The sequence below is a fragment of the Variovorax durovernensis genome, from assembly GCF_977011995.1.
Map to the genome: position 1 here is coordinate 1,391,737 of NZ_CDRNCW010000001.1, position 24,266 is coordinate 1,416,002.

The window sequence follows — 24,266 nt, forward strand, 5'->3', positions numbered from 1 at the left end:
CACTTTGACTTTCTATGAAACTGGTTCTGGCTTCCAACAACGCAGGCAAGCTCGCCGAACTCCAGCAACTGTTCGCGGAACTGGCCGTCACGCTCGTGCCCCAATCGGCGCTGGGCGTGGGCGAGGCTGAAGAACCTTTCCGCACCTTCGTCGAGAACGCGCTGACCAAGGCGCGCCACGCCAGCGCCGCCACCGGCCTGCCGGCCATTGCCGACGACGCCGGCCTGTGCGTCGACGCGTTCGGCGGCCTGCCGGGTGTCGACACCGCCTACTACGCCACCCAGTTCGGCTACGCCAAGGGCGACGCCAACAACGTGAAGGCGCTGCTCGAACAGATGAGCGGTGTCGTCAACCGGCGCGCCGCGCTCGTCAGCACGCTGGTCGCGCTGCGCAGCCACGACGACCCCGAGCCGCTCATCGCCGTGGGCCGCGTCGTCGGCGAGATCGCGCCCGAGCCCGTGGGCGACAACGGCTTCGGCTTCGACCCCGTGATGTACCTGCCGAGCTTCGGCAAGACCTTTGCCCAATTGACGCCCGAGATCAAGAACGCCAACAGCCACCGTGGCCGCGCGGCGCAGGCCATGCTGGCCCTGATGCGCGAACGCTGGCTGCCCGCGTAATGGCCACCGTCTTCCCGATCCAGCCGGCGCAGCCCACGGGCGCGCCGCAGGCCAACGACGTGCTGCACTGGATGCGGCCCGGCCCGCTGCAGCTCAGCGCGCTGCCGCCGCTGTCGCTCTACATCCACCTGCCATGGTGCCTGCGCAAGTGCCCGTACTGCGACTTCAATTCGCACGAATGGCGCGCCGCCAGCGAGGCCGACATAGAAGGCATTCCCGAGCAGGCGTACATCGACGCGCTCGTGGCCGACCTCGACGCGGCGCTGCCCCTCATATGGGGGCGCACCGTGCACACCATCTTCATCGGCGGCGGCACGCCGAGCCTGTTCTCGCCGCAAGCCATCGACCGCCTGCTGGGCGACGTGCGCGCGCGCCTGAAGCTCGCGCCCGATTGCGAGATCACGCTCGAGGCCAACCCCGGCACCTTCGAACGCAACCGCTTCCGTGCGTTCCGCGCCGCGGGCGTCACGCGCCTGTCGGTGGGCGTGCAGAGCTTCAACGACGAGCACCTGAAGGCGCTGGGCCGCGTGCATGACCGCGCGCAGGCCATTGCGGCAGTCGAAGAGGCCGCGAGCGCCTTCGACACCTTCAACCTCGACCTGATGTACGCCCTGCCGGGCCAGACGCTGGAGGGCTTGGAGGCCGATCTTTCGCAAGCCCTGTCGCTCGCGCCGCCGCACCTGTCGGTGTACCACCTGACCATCGAGCCCAACACCTGGTTCGCCAAGTTTCCGCCGACGCTGCCCGAGGACGACATCGCCTACGAGATGCTCGACCGCATCACCGAACGCACCAGCGCCGTCGGCATGACGCGCTACGAAGTGTCGGCCTATGCGCGCGAAGGCCACGCCTGCGGGCACAACCGCAACTACTGGGAGTTTGGCGACTACCTTGGCATAGGCGCAGGCGCGCACAGCAAGCTGAGCTTTGCGCACCGCATCGTGCGCCAGGTGCGCTACCGCGAGCCGCGGCTGTACATGGAGAACGCGCGCGCCGGCGCCGCCGTGTCGCAGAGCGACGAAGTGGCGCTGGCCGACCTGCCGTTCGAGTTCATGCTCAATGCGCTGCGGCTGAAGGCCGGCTTCACGCTGCCCCAGTTCAGCGAACGCACGGGGCTCGCGATGACCGCCATCCAGCGCGGCCTGGAAGAGGCCGAGCGCAAGGGGCTCCTGGCGCGCGACCTGTTCCGGGTGTGGCCCACCGAACGCGGGCTGGACTTTCTGAGCGATCTGCAGGCGATGTTCCTGCCGGACGGAGAGTAGGGCGCCGCCGTCGGCTTAAAATCGTCGGTTCCGGAGAGTTGGGTGAGTGGTTTAAACCAGCAGTCTTGAAAACTGCCGACGTGAAAGCGTCCGTGAGTTCGAATCTCACACTCTCCGCAAGGAACAACTATTTCAACATGCCGAAACGCGCCTCAGGGCGCGTTTTTCATTGGGAGAGTGCCTATACTTGGCCGCCCCAAGCAGCCGTAACACGCCGTGAAAGTGCTTCGGGGATGGCCTGTTGGATGGCCGGTAGGAAGCAATGCCCAAGCGATCTCGTGAACTGTCTGCGATGGAGGTGGGGCGCCTGAAGGAAGAAGGCGATCACAACGTCGGCGGCATCCCCGGCCTGTATCTCCAGATCATCGAAGGTTCGCGCTCGTGGATCCTTCGCTTCAAGTTCGGAGCACGACGGCGACGCATGGGCCTTGGCAGCTTCCCGGCTGTGCCGCTCGCGCAGGCCCGAGAACGAGCGCGGGAGGCGCACAAGCTGCTCGATGAAGGGGTAGACCCCATCGAAGCGCGCGACGCCCTCAAAAAAGCCGCTGTGGCCTCCCAAGCTCGGGCGCTTACTTTCAAGGTTGCATGCGAGCGCTTCATCGCGGTCAAAGAGTCTGAATGGCGTAACCCGAAGCACCGGCAGCAGTGGGAAAACACACTGGAGACTTACGCCGAGCCGGTGATTGGGCAGCTCGACGTTTCGGCTATTGGCCAGGACGAGGTGTTGCGTGTGCTCGATCCGATCTGGCGCACCAAGACCGAAACAGCCAGTCGGCTGCGCGGCCGGATAGAGCAGGTACTCGATTGGGCGAAGACGCGCGGCCATCGCCAAGGGGAGAACCCGGCCGCCTGGCGGGGCCACCTCGACAAGTTGCTGCCCAAGCCAGAGAAGATCGCGAAGGTCAAGCATCACCCGGCCGTGCCGGTCGCGAAAGTGGCTGCAGCGGTTGCGGCAATCCGCGGCATCGAAGGAGTGAGCGCTCAGGCCCTCCTTTTTCAGGTACTTACCGCAGGAAGGTCAGGCGAGATCCGGGGGGCGCGCTGGTCTGAGTTCGACCTTGATGCCGGGCAGTGGGAAGTGCCAGCCGAGCGCATGAAGGGAAAGAGGCCGCACCGGGTGCCGCTGTCCCGGCAGGCCATTGAGCTACTCCGGTCCATGCCCCGCTACGAGGAATGCGACTTGGTGTTTCCCGGCCGGAAGATGCAACCGCTCTCGGACATGTCGCTGACTGCGTGCATGCGGCGGCTGAACTTTCTTGATGCTGCTGGCAGGGTCTGTGTGCCGCACGGGCTCCGGTCAACCTTCAGGGACTGGGCAGCTGAGCACACCCACTATCCGCCCGAGATGGCCGAAATGGCGCTGGCCCATGCAATCGAGAGCAAGGTCGAAGCGGCCTACCGCCGCGGCGACATGCTCGCCAAGCGCCTCGCAATGATGCAAGACTGGGCCGACTACTGCCTGCCGGCGCCCCCGCCCAAGCGGAAGCGCCAGAAGGCCTAGTCGCCGCCGTCCGAGCTAGTTGAGGCCGCCACCGGCCGTTGTTCGAGCCAGTTGTCGACCTCGACCGCGACCCAGCCAACGGCACGCGGGCCGAGTTGCCGCGGGCGTGGAAATTTCTCGCTGCACATCCAGCGGCGCAAGGTGGTTTCAGAAATGCCGAACTTCGCGAGTACGGTGCTTTTACGATAGATCAGCGGCGCACAGCTCGTGGTCATGCTGCAGCCCTCATGACAGCAGATCCCGCAGGTCGAGAGTCGGCAGCGAGCCGAGCGCTTTTTCGACCCTCGCAGCCGCCGCTAGGTCTGCGGTGTCGACGTTGCGGCCGGACGAAGCCTTCAGCATGTCGGCGAGTTCGCCGCGATTCCAGCTGTCGAGGTTGTGACTGACCCACACAAGCACGTCATGCGTGGGGCGGGCATGCAGATCGTGCGCCTTGCCGATGGCATACGTCGGGCCATGGCCTGGGCGGCTGGACTCGGCCAGCATCTTCACTACGTGCTGCGCGAGCGGGCAGAGCTTGAGAGATCTCAGAGACTTTCCGGGCATCGTTCAGCCCTCCGCGCGAGCAGCTGCGCGGATCGCTTCGATGCAGCGACGTGCGCCGAGGTACTGGTATCCGTGGGCCTGCGTGACTGCTGTGTGGTAGCCATGCGCACCGAGCACAGCCTTCAGTTGCGTCTGGTGGTAGTTCGCGACCTTCTCGCAGATGGCGAGAGCCGCTTCGTGGCTGACACTTGTCACGGCTGCCGAAGCCCAGCTGCGGGACTCATCGGCGGCCTGCACTGCGCGGTTGAGGAACTGGCTGACGAACGCGTCTGCGCTGCCCGCGAAGCTGAAGTGCTCGGGCATGCTTTCGGCGCCTTCGGCCAAGGTGACCAGCAGGCCCAGCGCGCGGCCAATGTGGTGTTCCAGCGAAGCGCCTTTGCTGCGCGACCAGCCAGGCAGCAGGTGGATGCGATCACAGGTCACAAGCTGCGCGATGTCGGCGCGCATGCACGCGCTCCAGCCGGCGGTGGGATCAACGTTGATCTCGGCGGGGTTGATGACTTCGAGGCCTGCCGCGCGCAGTGCCGCGGTTTCGGCGTGAAAGGCGGGGAAATTCAGCTCGGCATAGCCCGTCATCGGGCCGGCAATGTAGACGCGTTGCGCGGCCGTGAAGGTGTGCGTAACGCTCAGGTGATAGTGCTGCGCGATGCCGATCTCGGTGGGGGCGGGCGCAAGTTTGTTGGTCATGGTTCAGGGCTCGTTTGAAGGTTGGGTGGTCAGTCGTCGGCGCGTTCGCCTGCTGCGGCGCGCTTTCGGTCGATGAGGGGCGCACCGGCAGCCGGCGGCTGTCGAAGGAGGCGCGCCGAGGGGCGAGGTGCGCGCGCTGCCGCGAATCCGGCAGCGCTTGGATGCGTGACCGCAAGGCGCACGAGGCGACTGCGGCGGGCGTCCTGCATCACCGTCTCGAAGCTGTCGGCCCACCGGAAGCGGCGCGCCATGCGTTCGCACGCATCGCGCAGCTGCTGCTCTGTGGGCTCTGTAGCGCGGACCATCGCGGCTTTGGCCATCAGTGCCAGCCAGGCATGTCGAGGTGCCGCGCGTTCGGGCCGCAGCTCCCGTTCGGCGAGCGGGCGGCATCGAGCGCTTCGGGCCGGCCGGTCAAGCGCACAGCCGGGCTGTCGCACAGCAGCCGTCCGCCCCTGGCTGTGGAGTGCGCGCACAGCTGGCAGGCGCGGAAGTTCGAGGCGAGCGGTAGCACTGCGCTCAGCTGAGCTACCGGCCCCGGCATGTGCTGCGCTGCGCTCATCGCAGCAGTCCCTCGAACAGGCCTGCAGCAATCAACGGGACCAGTGCCCACCCGAACAGCGCCACGCGCAGAGCGAGACGCTTATTCCTGGCCTTGCGCTTGGCGCGGTCCTCGAAGGACTTCACGGCCCGAATGTCGTGGTGGTTCAGGCGGTGCGCGTTCATGCCGCCCTCCGCTGCTGCACGGCCGCGAGGCACACGACGGTGGACGGGAACATGTCGGCCTGCTGGATCGGCTGCACACTGGCGCGGCGCGGCTTGCGCCGGCCTGCGGACTGGGCTTCGACCAGCCCGCGCACGCGCTCGATGGTGGCGCGCACGTCGGTGGCGCAGGCCGGCAGGTAGGGCGCGGTGATGTGCACCTTGTGCGCCAGCGGCGGCGCATAGGGCTTGTGTTGCGCGATCTGTACGACCGCGGCTGTGGTGGTGCGTGGCATGGTGGTGCGGCTCCGGTTGGTGGTGGATCAGTGGCCCGCCGCCGCAAGGGCGCGCAGGCGGGGGGCGGATGCCTTGACGCGAGCGATCAAGGCGGCGAACTCGGGCGACGTGGCGTCATCGATGGCGCGAGGCACCGGTGCGGCGGGCGCGGCCGGGCGCACTTCGGCTTGGCGGATCAACGCAGCGGCTGCCGCGATGGCCGGATCGGGCATGCGGAAGGACGTGCGTTCCCCGTCGATGACGTTGATCGGCGCTTCCGGTGGTGTTGTCGGCGGCCTTGCGGCGGCTCGGGGCGCCCGGATGGGCTCCAGCGGCAGGATTTCGGCCGTGTCGAAGGGCTTGGCCCATGGCCGATCACCCTGCATGAGCTGACGCAGCGGCTCACGCGTGAGGCGGGCCGTACAGTTATTGAAACGAGTCCAAGGGCGGCCCAGCGCTTCGCGCTGCGCCTTGTCCTGCGCGGCTTCGCCGGCGCAGGAAGTCCACGCCTGTCGGCGGCTCACGAGCCAGTAACCCGCGCGCGTTTCCACGCCCACCACCGCCTTGCGGTCGATGGTCTCGCCGTAGCAGTTGGTGGCGCCCTCGGTGACGCGCACCGCGGTGCGCAGCATCCAGTCGTGACGCTTGCGGCACATGCCGCCCTGGGCGCGCACGTAGCCTTCCCACGACGCTTGAATCAGCCCCTGCTTGTGGCACGCCCACCATGCCTTCACGGCAGCAGCGTCGCCGAAGTCGAGGCGCAGCTGCGCGCGGTCGATCTGGTCTTTCGTGACGCGGCGCATTTCGCGCCACACCGTCACGCTGGGCTGGCCGATGGGTTGGAACTGGCGGATGCCCCAGGTGCTGGCCCACGCGTCGACGCGCTGCCAGCCCTTGAACTCGCGCGTGTCCATGACGTGCTCGAAGCCCTCGATGGTGTCGGTGTGCTGGCCGACACCGGCGTCGCCGCCGTCCTCTGCGCCGATGTTCTTCGCCACGTACTTCGCGACGTAGCCGGCGGCGCCGCCGCGAGTCATCGCGATGAACTTGCAACGGTTGCGCACCGCGCCGGGCTCGTCGCCCGCATCGCTGAGCCAGTACCCGCTGATGATCTCTTTGGCCTGCTGCGCCTGCTCGGGCGTTTGGAACCACAGCAGGGCATGCCAGTGCGGGCAGCCATCGTGATGCGGCTCGGCCACGCGGAAGCCGTAGGCCACGACGCCCCGGCGCGCCATCTTGGCGCGGGCCTTGGCCCACATGCTGCACAGCCACTGCTGCGCATCGCGCGGCGTGGCGCCCTCGTACTTGCTGTTGGGCGTGGGCTTGGCCCAACGCGACTTTCCGCCCGACAGCACGGCATGAAAGCGGCTCGGGCATGTGAGCGTCAGGAAGAGGCCGTGGTGCTCGTTGGCGTCGGCGAATTGCTCGCAGCCGCGAATGCGCGTCATCAGCTCGCCGCGGCGGATATCCCGATTGCTGGTGGTCAGCGCGGCCAGCTCGGCGAGGCTGTAGACCTGGCCGGCTTCGTTGCGCATCTTCACGTGCGACAGCAGATCGACGTTTCGCTTGTTCTGGTCGACGCGTCGACGACAAGCGTCATCGCTTGCATAGCCGCCATTGCGGTGATGCACCACAGCCAGCTTGATCGCCGCGTGCTCGACGATGCGCGCCACTTTGCGGCGCAAGGCTCTGCGCCACCACTGTTCGCTGACGGCACGGCCGAGCAGTCCCTCGGTTGTCTTTGCCCCCGGCCGGTCGACGCCCAGGCGCTCGCAGTAGTCGAGCACCGTGTCGAGCTTGTCTTGCGCGCTCATGGGCAGCGGGTGCCCGTTGAGCAAGTCGTCGACAGTGCGGGCGCAGCGGCGGGCGCGCGCGCAAACCTCAGCGTCGCCAACGGCCCAATGCAGGATGTCATTGTGCGCGTGCTCGAAGGCGCGCATGGCATCGACGCGCGCCAGGTTCCAGCTGATCCAGTCCGCGCCAATCGCCGCCACCGATGGCTTGAGCGGCATGATGATGTCGAACGCCGGCACCCACTGGGCGGGCAGCTCGGAGCGCATCCGCGCATCCATGCTGCGCGCGACCTGGGCCACGTGTTGCGCCAGCGGCAGGCTGGAGCGGCGGCGCATCCAGAAGATCGGATCTGGCTTGGCGTGGCGGGTTTCGACAAGACGCATTGCGATGCCTACAGCGTCAGATTTCCGAGCGAGCACAGCTCGCGGATCCACCCGCGCAGCGTGGCGCGGATGGCGTGGCGCTCGGCTTCGGGGTACTCGCGCCAACTGCGCTGCAGCGCGCCATCAGGGTCGGAGAGCCCGGCCTCGGTGAGCACGAAGAAGCGCAGCATGAGCGGCAGTGCTCTCCATTCCGCCTCTTCGAGCAACTCCCTGCGGCGGCCGAAAACGCCGACGACGCACACCTCGCGAAGCTGCGCGATTCGCTGCGCGTGAGCTGCATAGAACGGATTGGGTTTGCCATCGACGATGCGGGTGGTGGGCTTGGGCGGGCCGTGAAATTCGGGGTGTTCAGGTGGTTCTGCGCGGGGCATGCGTTCAGGGTTCGCACGCGGCGCGGGCGGCCCCTGCGTTGCCGGCGTTCAATGGGGTGCCGGTGTCTGTTGCCGGGTGGCGGCCCGACGTGGCGGCAGTGATGTGACCGGACTCGATGGTGTCGATGACCCACTGCCGCAAACAGGTTGTCTCCACGGTCCGCATGCCGCGGGTGAAGACGAGGCGATCGCGCGACAGCTCCGAGCCGTGCGCCTCTGCGGCCTGCACGCGCCAGCCCTCGGCCAGCAGCGCATCGGCCACCGCGTTCTGCGAGCGGGCATCGCGCCAGCTCGACAGGGTGTCGCAGGGTCTCAGCACCACGCCACACACACGACGGCCGCCGGGCAGGCGGTAGCTCAGATAGCTCTCGCGCACGGCCTCGATATCGATGTACGCGCCTGCGGCCTGCGCGGCGACGACGATGCCGTCGAGCGCGGCCAGCTTCTCCGCCACGCAGCGCACCGAAGCCAGCCGCGCCGCGTGGCGCTGGTGCTCTTCCAGCAGCACGCGGTCCAGCAGCGGAAGACGTGCGGCGTCGTCGCGGGAGAGCTTCGACACCTTCGGAACTTCGATGCGTTGGGCGGACTTGGCGGTGTAGCGGCGGGCGGTGAGGGACATGACTTCGGCTCCTGTGCTGAAAAAGGCGTGAGAAGGGCCGCACGCCTTGAAAAAGGCGCGTGGCGGTGGCTGGGCGGTGGTGGGTGCGCCGGTGGGCGCGGGGACTAGATCAGTCCGGCGGGGCTGCCGGCATGGCGCTGCCGGTGCCCCAGTCGTTGGTGGGTGTGTGCAGGTTCGCCACGTAGGCGGCTTCGTCGTCGGCGACGTTGCCTTCGTCCGCCAGCTGCAGGGCCAACTGGCCGCGGCGGATGTGACGCGAGAGCGGCAGCGAAACGTCAGCTGCCGGGATGCTGGACAGCACCAGCACGCGCTGGAACTCCAGCGTTGCCACACCCGTGAACCCGCACTGCCAGTTGCGGCAGCGGTAGGTGATCTCGCGCATGGTCTTGCTCATCGCGCGGCTGTCGCATGCCACGCAGCGGCTGCCGCAGTGCGGGCAGTCGATGGTGATGCGCATATAGCGGTTGTTGGCGTCGGCCGCTTGGTCGTGCTGGCACGCGGTCATTGCGATCCTCCTCCCTTGACGATGCGCAGGACTCGACGGCGCCCGATGGCACCGCCCATCGTTCGGCGCAAGCCGGTCTTTACCAGCCACTCTGCCGCTTGTTGGATGGTGGCCAGGCCCTGTTGCTCACGCACGCGTTCAAGCGTCTGCCGTTCGGCAGGCGTGAAGTCAACGCGAAGAGAGTTCATTTTTTTCCGTCTGCCGAAAGTCAGCCGTTCAGCCGCTTATGCGCGGCTGTCAATGTTTCGGGCAAACCGCGACACTGTCGTTTGTGTCCAATTCCAGCGCGCCTTTATCACCGCGGCGGCTTTCATGAGGAAATGGATGCGTACAACATCATCGACAGGGAGGAAGCCATGTATACGAAGCTCATCGACGGCGTACCGCCATTGCCCGAAGACGAGGAATTGCTCGTCACCCTCAAAAAGAAGCTCAATCGCTACTCCGGTCCCGGGTACATGCTTGGCATTTGCAACGCCGAGGGCAAGGTCTACAGGGTCATTGGTGTTGAGGGGCTCAACGGCGTCGTGACGGCGGACACCGTCTTTCGCTCCCTGGGTTTCCGCGATGCGTGGTTCGGCAAAATGGGCCTTTATCGCGGGCTCAGCAGCGTCTTCGCTCGATCTTCTGGCCCAGCGGAATGCTGCCCCTGATGCAGCAGCTTCGGTCCTGCCGCGAATGTCTCCCATCCACGCCTTAATGAGGTCGGCTTCCGAGGCGCTCATGCAAGGACCTGCGGGGCCGTTCAACCAACGCGATTCGCCTTGGTATGAGACCCGAATTCGAGAGCTAATCTCGCCGATGCCAAATGCGAACATTTCAGGGGTTGGGGCTGGCGCACGCTGGTGGATAACTGCGGGTGTCATGCTTGTTCCCCTTCCTTCGCGGCTCCCAGACCGAGCAAGCGGCCAGCCTCGCGCATGGCGAGTTGGCGCAGCATGGTCGTGAGTTGTTCGCCCTGGTAATTGGCCATGGCTCGCACGAGCTCAGCTTCATAGTCGTCGAGCCGGATGGTTATGCGGTTGTCGCGCACGCGCTTGGGATCGGGGTACATCGTCGAGAGTCCTTCGGGCAAAGGAGTGGTGTGACTGGTGTTGCGGGGTCAGGCGGTGGCAGTGCCGCTGCGTTTCAGCTCGGCCTCGTACTGCGCCAGGCCAATCAGGTAGACGCGGCGCGCGAAGTTGGCGACCGAGCGGCCTTCGCCGGTGGCGTAGGCGTGCGTCCGCTGGTGCTCGGCAGGGGGTAGGCGCATTGCGATGGGCACCTCGTTGACGAGCCGTTTTTCAGGCGGAAGCGAAGGGCGTCCAGGGCGTCGGGCGTGACTGGCCATGCGTTTAATATCCGAACGGTTTAATGTGTGTGTGTGCGGCGGATTCTGAGCATTAAAAGGCTCGGAGTCAAGGGGTTAATGTGTCTTTTGATGCTCATTGCGGCGACAGGCTGCGTCAGGAGCGCGACCGTCTCGGCCATTCCCAACAGGGTCTAGCCGAGCTTGTTGGCGTTCAGAGAGCGATGCTGAGTCGGTATGAGCGCGGGCTTGTGGAACCCGGCGCTGGGGTGCTCATGCGGCTGGCGGAGGCAGGAGTCGACGTGAGCTATGTGCTCTTTGGTGCTCGTTCCGCCGCCGCTAGAACACTGACGCCAGAAGAGGCTGCACTCTTGGACAACTACAACGCTGCAGATGAAAAAGGACGCGCCGCGGCGCGCAGCGTTCTTGATGCGCTCGCGCAACCGAAGGCAGCCAACGGGTAAGTGGGGAATGGTGCTCGGCACGCTCATTCGTTGGGCGTTCATGACGATGAGGGACGCCGCGACAGAAGCGGTGGAATAGGAGGATCGATGCGACGTGTTCTATTGGCGCTGGCGCTAGCCTGCGGCTTGTCTTTGGGTGCCGGCCCCGTTGTGGCCCAGGTCTCGACACTGGGCAAAACGGCCGCGCCTCCTGTCTTCTCGAACGCGGAGAAGGCATTCGACGAGCTGGGCGACTACAGCGTCGAGCTGGGCCAGGTGAAGATCCTGAAGCAGTCGCCGCTGAGCGTTCAGATCAAGGCCGAGGTCGAAGCCGCCACGGTTCGGATTTCACCGACGGTGATGGTGGAGAAGACGGCCGAGGTGTTGGCCTATGGGATCTTCCGCATGTTCATCCACACGAAGGCAAACGAGGTGACCGTCACCGCGATGCCCGTGCTGCAGACCTTTAGCGACAAGGGGTCGACCGAGAAGGTACTGAAGGACAAGGCGGTCCAAGTTCGCATGACTCGCGCCGAGGCCGAGAAGGTCGCACGCGATGTGATCGGCGTGCAGACCCTCAACGACTTGGTGGCGAAAGAGTTGGTGGGTTGGGGCTGGTCAAAGCCGATGCAGATGACTCTTGGTCAAGGGCGAAGCAGCAAGGGTGTGGACCCGGCCTTTCTCAAGGCACTGGGCCTGCAAGTTAACGCTCCGAAGTGATGCGGCGCGCTCGAATTGCGCTTGCAATTTGGAGTGCTCAATGGGTCCCTTGAAGCACCGCCGAGGGAGGTCGGCATAAATGTCTTGGACTGTTACAGAACACCTTAGCTATCTACAGAAACTGTTGGTGCCAGGCGTAATCGGCACCTACAACAGCTTCGAGGTGACGGAAGTATTTGGATTCCACCCGGATAGGCCTGGCCAAGTAACGAACTTCATGAGCCTACTGGTAGCGGAGCCAAGCGCCCCACCAAAGGACCCAGGATCACGCCCGGTGCTACTCAATGGGAAAAAGCCGATTGAGTTGCGTGGCACTCCGTGGAAATTTGGCATCGCGCGCTACAGGGTGTCTACGCAAAGAGTTTTGCAAGCGCTGAACGATCTCGACACGGTTGGCGAGTGGAAACTTGGCGGCTCAGCGTTGAGAGTCGGACTGCTTACACCACTACCCCCGCAGTTGGTTCCAGCTGATACGTGGGAACGGCATCCATGGAACGGTGTGCTCAAAAACAACTTTTGGGATGGCTCTCACGTCCTTGAGCTTGTTGACGGCCAGAAAACGGAAGTGCAATTTCTGCTGGCCGAGCCGAAGCTACTGAAAGAATTGGCGGAGAAGGTCACCCAATTTGCAAAATTTGCCATTGATGGTTTGTCTGATCGGCTTGGGAATGTACTAATTCAATTGCCGATAACCGTTCTGACAGCAAGCGTGTCCGGGTCCCAGAACGGGGATTTTGTTGTGCAGCCGATCTGGCGTAAAGGTGCGACCGCAAGGCCGCTACGAGTTTCATGCGAAAAGTATGAAGACACAACGGTCGAAGGATATGGCTCCGAAGACGCCATCAACTCACAGGTGGTTTTCCCACTTCACTTACCGGGAGGTGGAGCTCGGTACGTACTGTGGGACGACCAGCACAGGTTAGTGCTCGGAGCCTCCGCACAAACTGCGTTCGTCACGAGTATCGGCCTGAACGTTCAAGCCTTGAGGGAGAGCACCGAGACCCGTGATTTCTCTATCCTTTCCGCAAATGGAACGTCGGAGTCAGTGGCTATTCCGCTCATTGAAGTACGGGCCCCCAACATCATCGGCACGCCCACTTCGAACCCTCGTGAGCCCTGGCGAGAGAACAGAATCTTCAGAGATAGCCTAAAAAGCCTGCGGGAAAGGAAAGAGTTCATCCAGTATGGCGGTAACTCTGGTGCGGGCGCGCACGACGCGCTCACAGACATTCACGCGCTGCTTCGAATGCACGGCGAGACTGGAGCGTGGCTGTGGGACCCCTACCTCGACGCCAGGGACGTCATTACTACGCTCTTCTACTGCCCGCACAAGGGGTCTGATTTGAGGGCACTGACCGCCGCGATGGAGCCGCCTATTGCAAAGGGCAAAGAAGGCGCTCGCCACGAGAACTCTATTTGCCAAAGAGTGGAAAGTTGGATTCGTAGTCGACCCTGTGCAGGCTGGATAGGGCTTAAGTCAGAATCAGTGCCACTCCCAAAGCTGTCTTGGAAGGATAAGCAGCTTGAAACCTTTGAGAAGTCGAAGGGCAACTGCAAAGACCTGCGTTTGGAGTTTCGAGTACGTGAAGGCAGCGCCGGTTGGCCGTTCCACGACCGCTTCCTAATTTTTCCTTCCTCATCAGGACCGGCGAAAGCTTGGTCTCTCGGAACATCGGTCAACAGCTTCGGACAGAAGCACCACATTCTTCAAAAGGTCGCCGATGGAGAACTGATCCGACAGGCGTTTCTGGATCTATGGGATGAACTGAGCGGCCGCGACTATCTCGTATGGAGCACTCCATGAATCCAATAGCAATGAGCCTTGCTCAGGCACGCTTCCAAGCGGCCTTGAAACCGGGGAGCTCCGTTGTTCCGGTAGCCTTGGGTCAGTTGCTTACCCAACTGAGTACGGACTCTGCGGCGCGTACGTTTGACGCCGAGCTTATCGGGAATAGCACCGCGAACGAGTTCCCGTTCCTAAGTGCCATGCTTGCATTGGGAAGACCCCCTGATGCCGCTGCTTCCGCAGCGTGGGAGACCGCAATACGCTGGATGCTGAATTCACTTCGGAACTGGAGTTCCACTGAGGAAGGTTCTCTCGTCAAACTAGGCGCATTGCTCGCTGCCGTCACAGCCCTAGACGCAAACTTAGCTGGGCTCGCAAGCGTGTCCGCTCAGCTAGGATCGAATCAGCTAACTGAGGGACTGCGGCGCATCTTAGAGAGTGCCAAACCAGATCTAGGTCCCGGTTTTCGGCGGTCGCCAGAGTTGCGGCGGCAAATCGAGTCCGTCGCCAGCGAGGGCAACTTCGAGAAATTGGGTGACATGGTCGCGCAGTTACTTATCTTCCCTGCTCCAGATCTGTGGGCGGCGGTGGTCATCGTCTACAACTCGGACCCGGCAGTGCTTGCTGCCATCATCGATGAGCGAAATGACATTCCCTTCTCGCTCGCTATTTGCACCATACTTGAATCCCAGGCCCTAGTACTTGCATCTAGGGTCAATAACTTGGTCTTCAAATTTGTCAGCGTTGCCCATCTGGAGCAGAACCTGTCCACTGCCTCAAATCAGAGCCCGCAGAGCAACCTTGAGGCGGTACTGGTTCAGGTTGGCCAATCCTCGGTTTCGGCTTGGGCCGCATGGATGAGAGCGCTGTTCAGGTATCCAACAAGAAATTCCATCTTGAATGACGCCTTGGCGGAGGTACTTCCAAAGGTATCTGCAGAGCACTGGACATTGTTCTTCAAGGCGCTCTCGTTGAAATCCTCGCGTAGAGCAGCTGCGCCTGTCGCCAACATGCTTATACCGTTCGCCAATTCGGGCGACAAAGCGGAAGCGGCGTTGAGGTGGGCCTCCGCTTACCGAGTGTGGTCTGAATGGAACTACGGCAAGCTGGAAAAAGATTGGGCAATGTTTGCTCCTGTCGCGTCTGCCTTGGATTTTCCTGTCGCCATGTACTTTGCATCACTGCCTGACGAGCAGCGCTTAACTGAGGAACGCAATCTTCTCGAAGCCATCGACACCTTGGAAGAGCAATGGTTTAACTCTGCAACAGAATTGGTGACCGAGAGATGTAGGCTGCAATCCCGCCTGCGCCTTGTGCAGCACGGGTTGGCGATTGCAAACGGGAGCAGCAGCGAAGCGCTCCCACCCGACATACAGCCGGATGCAGACCCTTACGCCCGAACAAGGTATCACTACCACGATGTAAACATATTTTGAGCTGCTGTAAGGGGGGGTTCTCGCATTGCAACGGTGCCGTCTTCTGGAAGTTTCGCTGCTGTGACGCAGGCTCGGCGAAGCCTCCTGTCCCCGGTGCCGGCCGCCGAATTGACTCGTCAAGAGTTTGCGTTGGCACCCTCTTGTCCCTCAACGCCTTCAGCCTGTTCGGTCTCTAGCGTGAGTTGACTCACATAGCCACTGTTGTCGAGCGTGTGACGCACGCTGGTGACGATACAAGGCGCCTCGTCGATCTTCTACAAGACTTCCTAGGAGTCACGTGACAGACAAATAAAACGCAGAGCTACCCGACAAGAGCGCCAAGAAGCGCTCGAATGCTTCCTGCGAATGGGTAACAGACCAAGTTGACGAGTGAGTATGCACACCAAGGCCCAAAAAAATGCAGCCCTTGGAATCGGCGTTGTGATTGCCCGGATGAAAAATTATCCCCCGATGGCCAGGAACGCTTTGAACTTCATAGCTCTGAAAGGCACGCCCTTGGTTGTAATGAGCCAGTTGATGGCTACCTAACACGCAGGTGTAGTTTCCTTTGGGAACCGCTGGCCAGTAGCCTCCGTAGGAGTCGGCGAACGCGTGTTCTAGCGTTACGCAAAATGGAGCGTCAGAAACATACAAACTTCCAAATATGCCGTCAGCGCGCTGTGACTGTCGATTTAATTGAATGTTCATTTCCATCTACTTCCGTAACGGTGTATGAGAGGTGTTGCTGATTCTTGCGGCAGGTGCCGAAGATCAATTTGCGGCTGAGCTTTTAGAGCAGCACTCCGACATACCCTCGGTGTGCGTGGCATGACATCCCCAAAACATATTAGGACCCGCGGGAGACGGTGCGGCTAGTCAGGTGTTTCGCAATCCTGTTTTTTCCGCCAACGCTGCCCGTCGGCCTTGGCGTGAATTGGCAGCGCTATATTGGCCGCAGCGTACGTGCGTGTCACTCGCCTAGGCTCGCGCCCTCTTGACCTTCCACGCCTTCGGCCTGCTCGGTCTCCAGCGTAAGGTGACTCACATATCCGCTGCCGTCGAGCGTGTGGCGCACGCTGCTGACGATCCAAGGCGTCTCGTCGATCTGCCGTTTGAAGCCCACGACGCGCGCCGGGCGCTGGGGTGTGATGTCTGCGCGGCCGTAGGCGAGGGTGATCTCGAAGTCAAAGATCCCGCGCTGAATGCGCAGCCATTCGGCGCGCGCCGCGGCTAGCGCGTCTTCCTTGCTGGCGTAGGTGGTGCGCAGTTCCTTCGCTCGGCCGCTGATGCCGGCGATCACGCTGCTGCGGTGGCCGGTCTTGATGTTGTTCCACCAAGCCTTCACGCCGCTGTAAGCGTCGCGGTCGGCGCGGCTCCAGCGGTGCCGGTCGCCGTCTTGCCGCGTGACCACGACGGGCGCCAGAACCTTGCCGCTGGCCGTGCGCGCGGAGCGCGCCTGGCTAAACAACAGTTTGCCGTTCTTGACGGTGCAGAGGCAGTCGTAGGTCTGCGCGAGCCGGCGCAGGAACGACGCATCCGACTCGCCGAGCTGGTCGGCGTGCTTGACCTTGCGTGTCGCGACTTCCTTGGCGACGGTGGCCTCGATGCTGTTGCGCTTGGCAACGCTCTGGACGATGGCACCGACGGTGGTGTCGTGCCAAGACTGGTCGCGCAATGACCTCAGGCTGTCGAGCAGATTGGCTGCACGGGCGCGAATGGTGATCTCGTCCGGCGTACCGGAGTGCTCGACCGCCTGCACTGTGTATTTGCCTTTCTCCACCAGCCCGACGGGGAAGCCCATTTCTTCGGTCGTGAACTGGCGATAGGGCGCCGCGTTTGGCTCGGCGAGCCAGCCGATGGACACCTCGACCGTGTCGCCGCTGTCGGGCAGCGCGACGGCGCCGTCATGGTCGCTCACGACCAGTTCGATCTCGTCGGAGTCGTTCTGCCTGTCGTCGGTGATGGTGAGGCGCACGAAGCGCGGGCGGATGCGCTCCGACACGTTCGCGCCGTTGACGGTGATGCGCCAGATGGGCGTGAGGTGCGCGGCGGCCCGCCTGATGCCGCGGTCGCTGGCGCTGACGGTGACCGTCGGCAGCGTGTCGGCGATGGCTTCTACGTCGGACATGGTCAATTCAATTCACGCTGGCGCCAACGCCCAGCGACTGGCCCATGTTGTCCGCCGCATCCTGCAGCAAGGCGCCCAGGTCGCCCATGCTGTCGGCCATGAGCTGCTCGGCCGTTTCCTGCGCGTCCTGGTCGACGCGCTGCAGGGTGAGAGTGAACTCGATGCGGCGCGGCTCGCCGTCGACGTAGAACAGGGTCTTTGTCTCCTGCAGCTCGGTGATGACGAAGGCGCCGTAGATGGTGCCGGTGCCTTCGACGAGCACCCACGCGGCCCCTTGATCGGCCATGAGGCGCAGCACCGTCAGGCTGGCAGGGATGCCCGCGAACTCGGGCACCACAGTGCCATTGAGCGTGATGATGTCGTCGCCCGGCCCCAGGTACTGCGTGGCGTTGCGCGCGCCCACGAGCGCCTGCGAGGCATGCTTCCAGCTGCTGCGGCGCTGCAGTTCCTGATAGCTCAGGGTGTCGAGCGAAAAGACGAAGAGGCCCAGGCAAAGCATGGCGGCGATCAGTTGTCGTAGTCGATGAAGGCGCCGCGCGCACGGGCGCGCTTGTCGGCGTCGCGCTTGTCCAGCTCCATGCGGATGGCGCGGGCCAGCGCCTGGGCATCTGCGCCGGGCGCCGCATTGATGTGGATGGTGATGGTGTCGCCTTGCACGACCACGCCACCACCGGTGCGGCCGGCAGGCGCAGCGGCAAGGGGTGGGCGGGTGTCGAAGCTGCCGGGCGCGAGTGGGAAGGCGCCGGCCATGGCTGGCATGCCAACGGTGGTTGCGCCCGCCAGGCCCAGCGCCGCGGCGCGCAGCATGGGCAGGCTGCGGTCGATGCCGAGGGCGGCGCCTTCGACGATGTCGCCGCCGGCCGCCATGAACACGCGCGAGGGGCTGCGGATGCCCAGCTTTTCCTTGAACCAGCCGAGCGTGGAGTCTGCTGCGCCGTTGATTGCGTCCTGCACCGCGCCCAGCGCGCCGGTGATGCCGTTCGCCAGGCCCTGCATCATCTGGCTGCCGAAGGTCGTGAACTTCGCGGGCATGTCGATGCCGAACCACTGCATGACGGACGCGAAGGCCTGATAGAAGAGGCCCATGGGCGACCAGTTGAGGATCGCCGCGCCGACGGTGGCGAGCGCCGCAGGCATGGATCCGCCGAGGTATTGCCAGAAGGTGGCGAAGGCCGCTTTCGAGCGATCCCACACGCCCGAGAAAAAGCCGCTGATCGGCCCCCAGTACTTGTAGATCAGGAATGCCGCTGTGGCGATGCCAGTGATGATCAGGCCGATAGGGTTCATGAGCAGCGCACGGCCAAGCCACAGAACGGCGGTCGCAGCGAAGCCAATCACGCGCGTGAACACGGTGAGCACTGGCGAGAGCACTGCAGCGTTGACGCCGAACAGGCCCAGGCCGTAGCGCACGACTGCGAACGGGCCCAGCATTGCGGCCGCGCCCAGGCTCAGCGCGCCGAAGCCTGCGGCCAGCAAGCCGATCCACAGCACGGCCTTGCCGATGTAAGACGCGAGCACGGGGTTTTCCTGGGCGAACTGCGTGATGCGCTGGAGCGCGCTGCCTGCGGTGTTGAGCAGGCTGATGTAGGTTGGGAGCAGGGCTCGGCCGGCCTGTTGCATGGCGTCGTTGAAGCGCGCCTGTGCGTCGAGTTCCTTGCCGCTCAGGCTGTTCCTTGCTCTGGCGTCCAGTTCGTCGATGCCGAAGGCGCCGGCGTTGAGTTTCGCGTTCTTGTGGATCTGGTCTCTCATCATGAACATCTGAGAGAACAGGCTCGATGCCGTTCTATTGCTGAAGATGGAGCCAATGGCATCGTTCACCTGGTCTTCGCTGGTGACGCCCTTGGCGGCCAGTGCCGGCAACAGCACTTTCTCCATCCATTCGAACTGGTTGGTGCGGAAGAGGTCGCTGCCCTTCAGCGCGCCAGGGTCGAGGAAGGAGACTTGCCCGGCCTTGTCGTGCTTGACCTTCGATTCGTCGCCGATGAGGCCGAACTTTTGCAGGTTCTGCGCAGCGCGCTTGGTGGTTCTGCCTTGGTAGAGATTCTGGTAGGCGGACATGGTCGCCACGCCGGCGCTGGCACCGCCCATGATCTGGACGATGGGCTCAAGCTGGTAGTACATGGCCTCGCTCGACAGGCCCTTGGCTGCAATGCCGCCCCGCTTGACGAAGTCCAGCCATTGCGTGGAGTCCACACGCCCGCCGGTGGCGGTGATGACGCGCTGAACCATGTCAGCCTGCTTGGTGAACTCTTCTTTGCTGCTCAAGCCGTTGCGTGCCTCGATGACCTTGAGCATGTCCATGAACTTGCGTTCGTTGTCGCCGCCTTGTTCCTCGCCGAACATGGCCCTATTCGCAAACTTCATCTTCGCCATCGCCGGCATCACCATTTCGGCGTGGTGAACATCGGCAAAGGCTGTGGTCGCATCCAGCATCAGCCCGAGGTTGTCATTCATGCTGGTGCCGTAGGTCTTCATCCGCTTCGCGTACTCGATGGCTTTCGCGGACTCTTCCTTTCCGAGGCCCAGCGATTCGATGCGCGCCGTCGTGGTCTCGTACTCCCGCACCTGGTGCAGAGGCTCCGTCACTGCCCGTTTCACCCCGAAGGCGGCGCCCGCGCCGCCGGCACCGGCCATTGCCAGATGACCAGCCGTAGCGCGCGATCGGTCGAAGCCCTGGCGCAGCTGCGCCTTTCTGCCGCCGGCATTGGCCAGGGCCTCAAGCCGCGCTTTCTGCTGGGCGATGGCGCCATTCGTGGAGGCAATCTCCGACTTCAGGCGCTGCTGGTCGGCCGACAGCTTGCCGATGCCGCTTGCGGTGGCCGCGGTGCGCAGCTGCACGAGCGCATGGCGTTGCTTGTCGTAGGCGGCGGTCGCGCGGTCGACCTGGGCCTGCAGCGCGCGGGCCTGGTCGCTGTTGGCGCCGTAGGTACGGGTGACGCTGTCGAGGTTGGTGCGCAGAACCTTCAGGCTGTTGCCCTGCTTTGCCAGCTCCGCCTGGTACTTGCGGATGCCGTCGACCTGGGCGAGCTGGCCGTTGAGCAGCTTGAGGGCGTCGCGCGATTGTTTCAGGCTGGCGGCGGTGGCCTTGCTCTGGGCATCGAGCGGCTTGAGTTCATTGACCGCCTTGGTGGCACCGGCCAGGATGAACTTGAGGGTGAGCGCGGTTGCCATGTCGGTTGGGTGGTGTTGCTGTCAGTCGTCGTGCTTGCTGGGCGCGTAGCGCTTGCGGGCGGCCTCCCGCCAGTCCATCAGTTCGGCTAGCGACAGGGCATTCATGTCTTGCGGACGCCAGTGGAAGACGAACGCCACATCCGCCATTGCGTCCTCTACACGCTCTGCAAGACCGCGTCCCGAACCGCCCTCTTCAGCAAAAAACTGATGACGACGCCCCCCGCTTCGGACAGGTCGGCCGGGTCGAGCTGCGCGCACTCGTGCGGCGTCAGGCTCGGGCTGGTGATGCGGGGCAGCAGCTTGAGCAGTTCGTCGGCGTCGGCCTGGTGCAGGCGCTGCAGCGACAGGCCGCGCAGTTCGCCCGCATTGGGCTTGCGCAGGGTGATCTCGGCGATGGTGGTGGTGCCGCGCTGGATGGGCGCGTCGAGCGTGATGGTGCTGGGCGCGGCGGTGTTGGTGTCGGGCTGTTGGGCGGTGGTGGTCATGGTCGTGGCTCAGTGAGGAAAGGACGGGGCGAGGGGCGTTGGTGATGGGCGCGTCAGAAGCCGGGTGCAAAGGCCATGCCGATGGCGGCGCGGATGGCGTCGTACTGGTCGGTGCCGCCGACGCGGAACACCATGCCGGGCACGTCGATCTCCAGCAGCTCCTGGGCATTGACGGTCAGCTTGTAGTAGCTTGCGGCGATGGTGAACTCGTGGTCGTTGTCCTCGCCGGCTTTGGCTTCATTGGGGTTCCACTCGCGCAGGCGGCCGCGGATGACGACTTCGGCCGCGGTGACCTGGCCGGTGGCTTCGTCCTGATAGGCGCCGGCGAAACGGAAGATGTTGGCGCCGACGGTTTGAGAGCCGAGCATCGCGATGAGCTGGGTCTTCAGGCCGCCGGCCTTGATGCCCAACTCAAGCTTTTCGTGGCCGAGGTCGATCTCGACCGGGCCATGCATGCCGCCTGCGCGGTATTCCTCGGTCTTCTTGGTGATCTTGGGCAAGGTGACGCTGGGGATCTCGCCGACCCAGCTTTCGCCGTCGCCGAACATGGCGAAGTTCTTGAGTTTCTTGGGCAGTGCCATGGTGGTGTGCTCCTATGCGTGATGGGTTGGCGCCGGTCAGGCGGCCTGCACGGCCGCGGCGAAGTTGGCGAGAAAGTCGTCGGTGATGGTCTGGCGGAAGCCCAGGTCTTCGAGCGGCGGCACCGGCGTGTAGCGGTAGCTGATGCGCAGGCGGCCGACGAAGAGTTCTTCTTTCGGGTTGAGGTCGGGATTGATGAAGGCCTCGAAGCCGATCAGGTAGCCGCCCGTCACGAGGTCTTTGCCCTTGGCGTTGATGTTTTCGAGCATGTCCTTCACGAGCGTGGGGTGCATGGGCTTGTCCACGAACGTGAAATGCGCCTCGGCCATGGTGTCGGCCAGCACCTGGGCGGTGCGGGTGTAGTTCTCGAAGAAGAACTTCCCTCCCTGCGCTTCGGTGGTGCGGTTGCCCCAGAAGCGATAGCCGCTGCGATTGATGATGGTCGTGACTTCGAGCGCGTTGAGGTAGGTCGTGTCGCTGCTCGGGCTCTGCAGGTCGAAGAACACGTCTGCGCTGATGCCCTGAGGGCCGTTCACTACGATGTTCGATAGCGTCTTGTGCCAGCCGATCTGCTGGTCGAGCTTGGCGCGCAAGCCCAGAGCGTAGGCCGTTGCGGGTTCGGTATCGATTTCGTTCTCGACGGTGTCCCATGCGAGGAAGTTGGGCCAGATGACCATGATTTCCCGCTTGCCGAACTTGGCGCGGTAGGCGGTTGCCTCTTCCTTCGTGGTGGCATAGGCCATGCCGTCGGCCTTGCGAGCCGCGACGTAGGTGAAACCCTTCAACTGCTCGGCCACCACGCCGAGTTCGACCGCGACGGGTTCCGTGTCGAGGTCGGGCGCACCGATGATGCGCGGCTTATAGCCCAGCTGGCCCTGTGCTGCGAGCAGCGCCTGCAGCCCGGTTTTCTGTCCGCTGGCGGTGGTGGTGCCGATCACGTTGCTTGTGGTTTCGGCCTGGGTTGCGCCGGGTTCCACGCGTACCACGATGGTCACGGCTTGCGCCTGCCGGGAGATCGCCTTGAGCGTCTTCGCCAGCGTGCCGCTGGCGCCGGCCTTGCCGACGCTGCCGCCGGGGTTGGTGAGCAGCACCGGTGTGTTGAGCGGGAATGCCTCGGGATCGGCGAGCGGTGCCGTGGCGACTAGGCCGATGATGGCCGTGCTGACGACGCGAATGGTGGCACCGCCTTCGTCGACTTCGAAAACGCGTACGCCGTGGTGGTATTCAGTGGACATTTTGTGTTCCTGATTCGTGAATGAAGACGGTATGAAAGGGGACGTGACAGGCGAGGTGAGAGAGGGGGCAGAGCGAATCGGCCTGAGGTGGTCAGAGTCGGGCGGCCTCGATGAAGAGTGCGTCGAGCGCCTGTTCGTCGAGCCCGATCTTTTCCGCGAGCAAGGCCATGAAGGGCGATGAGCGCTCGTAGTTCGTGGCGTCGTTCCACTCGATCTCTGCCGCTTCGCGCTGCGGGCTGGGCATGAGCGCTATGGCTTCCGCGACGGCCGCGAGCTTGCCGGCCGCCAGCAAGGCAAGGCGCCCTTGCCGCTTGGTGACTTGCTGCGGGATCACGGTCGATGGATCGGGCGTCTCGATCACGGGTGGTTCGCAAGGCTGCAGCGTGGTCGGCAGCGCATCGAGAGGCACGCCCATCGAGGTCTTGAATGCGTAGACACCATTCGCATGGATGACTTCCACGTCGTCCTCGAAGGCAAAGATCTGCTGGTCGGCGGTGTTGATGAAGAACTGCATGCTTAGGACATCTCCACCCAGTTGTTGTAGGCAGAAAAAGAACCGGTCGCGGCGTTGACCTGGTAGGTCGCGCCCGGCGGAACCGGGAACGCAATGAAGCCCGAGAGCGCGGTCGCGCCGTTGGTGGACGAGCCGATGAAGCCGATGCCGCCCACCGTCGCGCTCAGCGCTGCGGACCCGGCCGTGGATGCGATGGCGCTGATGAACACCCACATGAACCGGTTGGTCGTGTTGGTGTAGGTCACCCCCAGCGAGCGCGAGCCATTCACGTTGCGCAGGGTCGCGCCGATAGTGGCCTGGTCCCGCTGCACCGCGTGCTGGGACTTCGTCGAGGGAATGACCTGCAGCGCGGCGCCCGTGCAGTAGACAAGCACCCACGAAGCGAGCGTGGCGTTGTAGACGAAGAGGCATTTGCCGTTCGCGATGATCTCGCCGCCCTGCAGCGCCAGGTGAGCGAGCCCAACAACCGGCTTGGCGCTTGTCGCATCGACCGCCAGCGTCGTGGCCCCCGTGTTGGTGACTTTGGCTTTCACCCACAACGCCATTCCATCCGTCAGGACGGTGATGGTCGGTGTGTAGGCGACGACGATGGTGTTGGCCGTGCCCGTGTCCACCGCATTCATCGGTGCGTTCTTCTGCACTGTGGCCACGGCGGCTGCGGCGGCGCCTGCGTCCTCGGCGCCGATGTTGCTTCGGGCCTGCGTTGCCTGCGTGCCTGTCAGGCCCTGCGCGGCATCGTGGCGGACGTATTGAGCGTGAGGGTTCGCGTGCGCGACATGGGCAGCGAGGTCCGCGTCGGTCGCGTACTGCGGATGTGGATCCACCTTCGCCTCGTGTGCGGCGATTCCGGCCGTCAGTTCGGCGTCATTCACGTATTGGGGATGCGGATCGGTCTTGGCTTCGTGAGCTGCGACTGCATCCCCGAGAGAGGCGGCCAGCTCCGCCGCGGTGAAGGCCCAGCGAACCCATTTCGCAGGATCCGCTCCGGGCACGACGTTCGTGCTGTCGCCGACGCTCTTCCACGTGGTGCCGCCGTAGCTGACATAGGCGACGTTCGCCGGATACGACAGCGTCGCGTCCCAAGGAGAGACACCGCGGCGGCGCAGATAGCCGGTACGGTTTGCCAGTTCACGGGGAGGGCGGTTGTCGATGCCGGACGGCCCGCCGAGCACCGGATCATCTTCTTCGAGCTGGTAGATGCCGGCTTCCCACTGGTCGGCTTCGTTGAGGTTTGCCATG

The 24,266-nt window shown here is 63.9% G+C and carries 30 protein-coding genes, 1 tRNA gene and 1 pseudogene; 10 read left to right on the forward strand and 22 right to left on the reverse strand.

Annotation, left to right across the window (positions count from 1 at the left end):
• Positions 1–14: 14 nt before the first annotated feature.
• The 4 genes from rdgB (at position 15) to ACWV14_RS06545 (ending at position 3,383) form a co-directional block, all read left to right on the forward strand.
• Complete coding sequence (gene rdgB / locus ACWV14_RS06530; protein WP_081269834.1) at positions 15–620, forward strand: RdgB/HAM1 family non-canonical purine NTP pyrophosphatase; 606 nt, start codon at positions 15–17, stop codon at positions 618–620.
• Positions 620–1,882: a radical SAM family heme chaperone HemW gene (hemW, locus tag ACWV14_RS06535; protein WP_454907634.1), complete on the forward strand. Its 1,263-nt coding sequence runs from the start codon at positions 620–622 to the stop codon at positions 1,880–1,882. The genes rdgB and hemW overlap by 1 nt, the downstream gene beginning before the upstream one ends.
• A 32-nt stretch (positions 1,883–1,914) precedes the next feature.
• Positions 1,915–1,999: transfer RNA gene (locus ACWV14_RS06540), tRNA-Ser, on the forward strand.
• A 145-nt stretch (positions 2,000–2,144) separates the two neighbouring features.
• Entirely contained in the window at positions 2,145–3,383 is a 1,239-nt protein-coding gene (locus ACWV14_RS06545) for a tyrosine-type recombinase/integrase (RefSeq protein ID WP_454907633.1), read from the forward strand.
• Here the strand turns inward: ACWV14_RS06545 and ACWV14_RS06550 are convergent.
• The 10 genes from ACWV14_RS06550 to ACWV14_RS06595 form a co-directional block, all read right to left on the reverse strand.
• On the reverse strand, positions 3,380–3,598 hold the full coding sequence (locus tag ACWV14_RS06550; protein ID WP_454907632.1) for a helix-turn-helix transcriptional regulator: 219 nt from the start codon (positions 3,596–3,598) through the stop codon (positions 3,380–3,382). The genes ACWV14_RS06545 and ACWV14_RS06550 overlap by 4 nt on opposite strands.
• 10 nt (positions 3,599–3,608) lie before the next feature.
• Complete coding sequence (locus tag ACWV14_RS06555) at positions 3,609–3,875, reverse strand: hypothetical protein (protein ID WP_454912690.1); 267 nt, start codon at positions 3,873–3,875, stop codon at positions 3,609–3,611.
• 57 nt (positions 3,876–3,932) lie between these two features.
• Positions 3,933–4,616, reverse strand: a complete 684-nt coding sequence (locus ACWV14_RS06560; RefSeq protein ID WP_454907630.1) for a DUF4406 domain-containing protein — start codon at positions 4,614–4,616, stop codon at positions 3,933–3,935.
• Positions 4,617–4,645: 29 nt separating this feature from the next.
• Positions 4,646–4,921 (reverse strand): hypothetical protein, encoded by a 276-nt coding sequence (locus ACWV14_RS06565; protein WP_454907629.1) that lies wholly within the window; start codon positions 4,919–4,921, stop codon positions 4,646–4,648.
• A gap of 250 nt (positions 4,922–5,171) precedes the next feature.
• Positions 5,172–5,339, reverse strand: coding sequence for a hypothetical protein (locus tag ACWV14_RS06570; protein ID WP_454907628.1), 168 nt, complete (start codon positions 5,337–5,339; stop codon positions 5,172–5,174).
• A complete protein-coding gene (locus tag ACWV14_RS06575) occupies positions 5,336–5,611 on the reverse strand; it encodes a hypothetical protein (RefSeq protein WP_454907627.1) in 276 nt (91 codons plus the stop codon). Before ACWV14_RS06575 ends, ACWV14_RS06570 begins: the two co-directional genes overlap by 4 nt.
• A 27-nt stretch (positions 5,612–5,638) precedes the next feature.
• Positions 5,639–7,768: a replication endonuclease gene (locus ACWV14_RS06580; protein WP_454907626.1), complete on the reverse strand. Its 2,130-nt coding sequence runs from the start codon at positions 7,766–7,768 to the stop codon at positions 5,639–5,641.
• A gap of 8 nt (positions 7,769–7,776) precedes the next feature.
• On the reverse strand, positions 7,777–8,139 hold the full coding sequence (locus tag ACWV14_RS06585; RefSeq protein WP_454907625.1) for a hypothetical protein: 363 nt from the start codon (positions 8,137–8,139) through the stop codon (positions 7,777–7,779).
• A 4-nt stretch (positions 8,140–8,143) separates the two neighbouring features.
• Positions 8,144–8,758, reverse strand: a complete 615-nt coding sequence (locus tag ACWV14_RS06590; RefSeq protein WP_454907624.1) for a hypothetical protein — start codon at positions 8,756–8,758, stop codon at positions 8,144–8,146.
• Positions 8,759–8,867: 109 nt separating this feature from the next.
• Complete coding sequence (locus tag ACWV14_RS06595; RefSeq protein ID WP_454907623.1) at positions 8,868–9,263, reverse strand: ogr/Delta-like zinc finger family protein; 396 nt, start codon at positions 9,261–9,263, stop codon at positions 8,868–8,870.
• Between ACWV14_RS06595 and ACWV14_RS06600 the strand changes: the two genes are divergently transcribed.
• Positions 9,263–9,916, forward strand: a complete 654-nt coding sequence (locus tag ACWV14_RS06600; protein WP_454907622.1) for a hypothetical protein — start codon at positions 9,263–9,265, stop codon at positions 9,914–9,916. The two genes, ACWV14_RS06595 and ACWV14_RS06600, sit on opposite strands and share 1 nt — an antisense overlap.
• A gap of 209 nt (positions 9,917–10,125) precedes the next feature.
• Here ACWV14_RS06600 and ACWV14_RS06605 read toward each other — a convergent pair whose 3' ends face one another.
• Both ACWV14_RS06605 and ACWV14_RS06610 read right to left on the reverse strand, forming a co-directional pair.
• Positions 10,126–10,317 carry a hypothetical protein gene (locus ACWV14_RS06605; RefSeq protein WP_454907621.1) on the reverse strand — a complete coding sequence of 64 codons (192 nt, stop codon included), beginning with the start codon at positions 10,315–10,317 and terminating at the stop codon, positions 10,126–10,128.
• A 48-nt stretch (positions 10,318–10,365) separates the two neighbouring features.
• A complete protein-coding gene (locus ACWV14_RS06610; protein ID WP_454907620.1) occupies positions 10,366–10,515 on the reverse strand; it encodes a hypothetical protein in 150 nt (49 codons plus the stop codon).
• A gap of 158 nt (positions 10,516–10,673) precedes the next feature.
• On the opposite strand from ACWV14_RS06610, the pseudogene ACWV14_RS06615 reads away from it, so the two are divergent.
• The 5 genes and pseudogenes from ACWV14_RS06615 to ACWV14_RS06635 all read left to right on the forward strand — a co-directional run.
• Positions 10,674–10,832 (forward strand): annotated as a pseudogene (locus ACWV14_RS06615) (helix-turn-helix domain-containing protein); the annotation flags it as partial.
• A gap of 21 nt (positions 10,833–10,853) precedes the next feature.
• Positions 10,854–11,015 (forward strand): hypothetical protein, encoded by a 162-nt coding sequence (locus ACWV14_RS06620; RefSeq protein ID WP_454907856.1) that lies wholly within the window; start codon positions 10,854–10,856, stop codon positions 11,013–11,015.
• A gap of 87 nt (positions 11,016–11,102) precedes the next feature.
• Positions 11,103–11,714, forward strand: coding sequence for a hypothetical protein (locus tag ACWV14_RS06625; protein WP_454907619.1), 612 nt, complete (start codon positions 11,103–11,105; stop codon positions 11,712–11,714).
• A gap of 79 nt (positions 11,715–11,793) precedes the next feature.
• Positions 11,794–13,518 carry a VPA1262 family N-terminal domain-containing protein gene (locus tag ACWV14_RS06630; protein ID WP_454907618.1) on the forward strand — a complete coding sequence of 575 codons (1,725 nt, stop codon included), beginning with the start codon at positions 11,794–11,796 and terminating at the stop codon, positions 13,516–13,518.
• Positions 13,515–14,936 (forward strand): hypothetical protein, encoded by a 1,422-nt coding sequence (locus tag ACWV14_RS06635; RefSeq protein WP_454907617.1) that lies wholly within the window; start codon positions 13,515–13,517, stop codon positions 14,934–14,936. Before ACWV14_RS06630 ends, ACWV14_RS06635 begins: the two co-directional genes overlap by 4 nt.
• A gap of 273 nt (positions 14,937–15,209) precedes the next feature.
• On the opposite strand, the gene ACWV14_RS06640 is transcribed toward ACWV14_RS06635, so the two are convergent.
• The 10 genes from ACWV14_RS06640 to ACWV14_RS06685 form a co-directional block, all read right to left on the reverse strand.
• Positions 15,210–15,629 (reverse strand): DUF5675 family protein, encoded by a 420-nt coding sequence (locus tag ACWV14_RS06640; RefSeq protein WP_454907616.1) that lies wholly within the window; start codon positions 15,627–15,629, stop codon positions 15,210–15,212.
• Between the two features lie 256 nt (positions 15,630–15,885).
• Entirely contained in the window at positions 15,886–17,043 is a 1,158-nt protein-coding gene (locus ACWV14_RS06645) for a contractile injection system protein, VgrG/Pvc8 family (protein WP_454907615.1), read from the reverse strand.
• 7 nt (positions 17,044–17,050) lie between these two features.
• Positions 17,051–17,542 carry a phage tail protein gene (locus ACWV14_RS06650; protein ID WP_454907614.1) on the reverse strand — a complete coding sequence of 164 codons (492 nt, stop codon included), beginning with the start codon at positions 17,540–17,542 and terminating at the stop codon, positions 17,051–17,053.
• 8 nt (positions 17,543–17,550) lie between these two features.
• The gene (locus tag ACWV14_RS06655; protein WP_454907613.1) at positions 17,551–20,214 is read right to left on the reverse strand and encodes a phage tail tape measure protein; all 2,664 of its coding nucleotides are present in this window, start codon (positions 20,212–20,214) and stop codon (positions 17,551–17,553) included.
• A gap of 21 nt (positions 20,215–20,235) precedes the next feature.
• Positions 20,236–20,361 carry a GpE family phage tail protein gene (locus tag ACWV14_RS06660; RefSeq protein WP_422086377.1) on the reverse strand — a complete coding sequence of 42 codons (126 nt, stop codon included), beginning with the start codon at positions 20,359–20,361 and terminating at the stop codon, positions 20,236–20,238.
• Between the two features lie 8 nt (positions 20,362–20,369).
• Positions 20,370–20,699, reverse strand: a complete 330-nt coding sequence (locus ACWV14_RS06665) for a phage tail assembly protein (protein WP_454907612.1) — start codon at positions 20,697–20,699, stop codon at positions 20,370–20,372.
• Positions 20,700–20,752: 53 nt separating this feature from the next.
• On the reverse strand, positions 20,753–21,280 hold the full coding sequence (locus ACWV14_RS06670) for a phage major tail tube protein (RefSeq protein ID WP_454907611.1): 528 nt from the start codon (positions 21,278–21,280) through the stop codon (positions 20,753–20,755).
• 36 nt (positions 21,281–21,316) lie between these two features.
• Complete coding sequence (locus tag ACWV14_RS06675) at positions 21,317–22,513, reverse strand: phage tail sheath protein (protein WP_454907610.1); 1,197 nt, start codon at positions 22,511–22,513, stop codon at positions 21,317–21,319.
• Between the two features lie 91 nt (positions 22,514–22,604).
• The gene (locus ACWV14_RS06680; protein ID WP_454907609.1) at positions 22,605–23,027 is read right to left on the reverse strand and encodes a hypothetical protein; all 423 of its coding nucleotides are present in this window, start codon (positions 23,025–23,027) and stop codon (positions 22,605–22,607) included.
• 2 nt (positions 23,028–23,029) lie between these two features.
• Positions 23,030–24,265 (reverse strand): hypothetical protein, encoded by a 1,236-nt coding sequence (locus ACWV14_RS06685; protein ID WP_454907608.1) that lies wholly within the window; start codon positions 24,263–24,265, stop codon positions 23,030–23,032.
• Position 24,266 lies beyond the last annotated feature (1 nt).

Bases quoted from the DNA above. Each gene is read 5' to 3' on its own strand.
- rdgB (WP_081269834.1), top strand. From the start codon at position 15: ATGAAACTGGTTCTGGCTTCCAACAACGCAGGCAAGCTCGCCGAACTC.
- hemW (WP_454907634.1), top strand. From the start codon at position 620: ATGGCCACCGTCTTCCCGATCCAGCCGGCGCAGCCCACGGGCGCGCCG.
- ACWV14_RS06545 (WP_454907633.1), top strand. From the start codon at position 2,145: ATGCCCAAGCGATCTCGTGAACTGTCTGCGATGGAGGTGGGGCGCCTG.
- ACWV14_RS06550 (WP_454907632.1), bottom strand. From the start codon at position 3,598: ATGACCACGAGCTGTGCGCCGCTGATCTATCGTAAAAGCACCGTACTC.
- ACWV14_RS06560 (WP_454907630.1), bottom strand. From the start codon at position 4,616: ATGACCAACAAACTTGCGCCCGCCCCCACCGAGATCGGCATCGCGCAG.
- ACWV14_RS06565 (WP_454907629.1), bottom strand. From the start codon at position 4,921: ATGGTCCGCGCTACAGAGCCCACAGAGCAGCAGCTGCGCGATGCGTGC.
- ACWV14_RS06570 (WP_454907628.1), bottom strand. From the start codon at position 5,339: ATGAACGCGCACCGCCTGAACCACCACGACATTCGGGCCGTGAAGTCC.
- ACWV14_RS06575 (WP_454907627.1), bottom strand. From the start codon at position 5,611: ATGCCACGCACCACCACAGCCGCGGTCGTACAGATCGCGCAACACAAG.
- ACWV14_RS06580 (WP_454907626.1), bottom strand. From the start codon at position 7,768: ATGCGTCTTGTCGAAACCCGCCACGCCAAGCCAGATCCGATCTTCTGG.
- ACWV14_RS06585 (WP_454907625.1), bottom strand. From the start codon at position 8,139: ATGCCCCGCGCAGAACCACCTGAACACCCCGAATTTCACGGCCCGCCC.
- ACWV14_RS06590 (WP_454907624.1), bottom strand. From the start codon at position 8,758: ATGTCCCTCACCGCCCGCCGCTACACCGCCAAGTCCGCCCAACGCATC.
- ACWV14_RS06595 (WP_454907623.1), bottom strand. From the start codon at position 9,263: ATGACCGCGTGCCAGCACGACCAAGCGGCCGACGCCAACAACCGCTAT.
- ACWV14_RS06605 (WP_454907621.1), bottom strand. From the start codon at position 10,317: ATGTACCCCGATCCCAAGCGCGTGCGCGACAACCGCATAACCATCCGG.
- ACWV14_RS06610 (WP_454907620.1), bottom strand. From the start codon at position 10,515: ATGCGCCTACCCCCTGCCGAGCACCAGCGGACGCACGCCTACGCCACC.
- ACWV14_RS06625 (WP_454907619.1), top strand. From the start codon at position 11,103: ATGCGACGTGTTCTATTGGCGCTGGCGCTAGCCTGCGGCTTGTCTTTG.
- ACWV14_RS06630 (WP_454907618.1), top strand. From the start codon at position 11,794: ATGTCTTGGACTGTTACAGAACACCTTAGCTATCTACAGAAACTGTTG.
- ACWV14_RS06635 (WP_454907617.1), top strand. From the start codon at position 13,515: ATGAATCCAATAGCAATGAGCCTTGCTCAGGCACGCTTCCAAGCGGCC.
- ACWV14_RS06640 (WP_454907616.1), bottom strand. From the start codon at position 15,629: ATGGAAATGAACATTCAATTAAATCGACAGTCACAGCGCGCTGACGGC.
- ACWV14_RS06645 (WP_454907615.1), bottom strand. From the start codon at position 17,043: ATGTCCGACGTAGAAGCCATCGCCGACACGCTGCCGACGGTCACCGTC.
- ACWV14_RS06650 (WP_454907614.1), bottom strand. From the start codon at position 17,542: ATGCTTTGCCTGGGCCTCTTCGTCTTTTCGCTCGACACCCTGAGCTAT.
- ACWV14_RS06655 (WP_454907613.1), bottom strand. From the start codon at position 20,214: ATGGCAACCGCGCTCACCCTCAAGTTCATCCTGGCCGGTGCCACCAAG.
- ACWV14_RS06660 (WP_422086377.1), bottom strand. From the start codon at position 20,361: ATGGCGGATGTGGCGTTCGTCTTCCACTGGCGTCCGCAAGACATGAAT.
- ACWV14_RS06665 (WP_454907612.1), bottom strand. From the start codon at position 20,699: ATGACCACCACCGCCCAACAGCCCGACACCAACACCGCCGCGCCCAGC.
- ACWV14_RS06670 (WP_454907611.1), bottom strand. From the start codon at position 21,280: ATGGCACTGCCCAAGAAACTCAAGAACTTCGCCATGTTCGGCGACGGC.
- ACWV14_RS06675 (WP_454907610.1), bottom strand. From the start codon at position 22,513: ATGTCCACTGAATACCACCACGGCGTACGCGTTTTCGAAGTCGACGAA.
- ACWV14_RS06680 (WP_454907609.1), bottom strand. From the start codon at position 23,027: ATGCAGTTCTTCATCAACACCGCCGACCAGCAGATCTTTGCCTTCGAG.
- ACWV14_RS06685 (WP_454907608.1), bottom strand. From the start codon at position 24,265: ATGGCAAACCTCAACGAAGCCGACCAGTGGGAAGCCGGCATCTACCAG.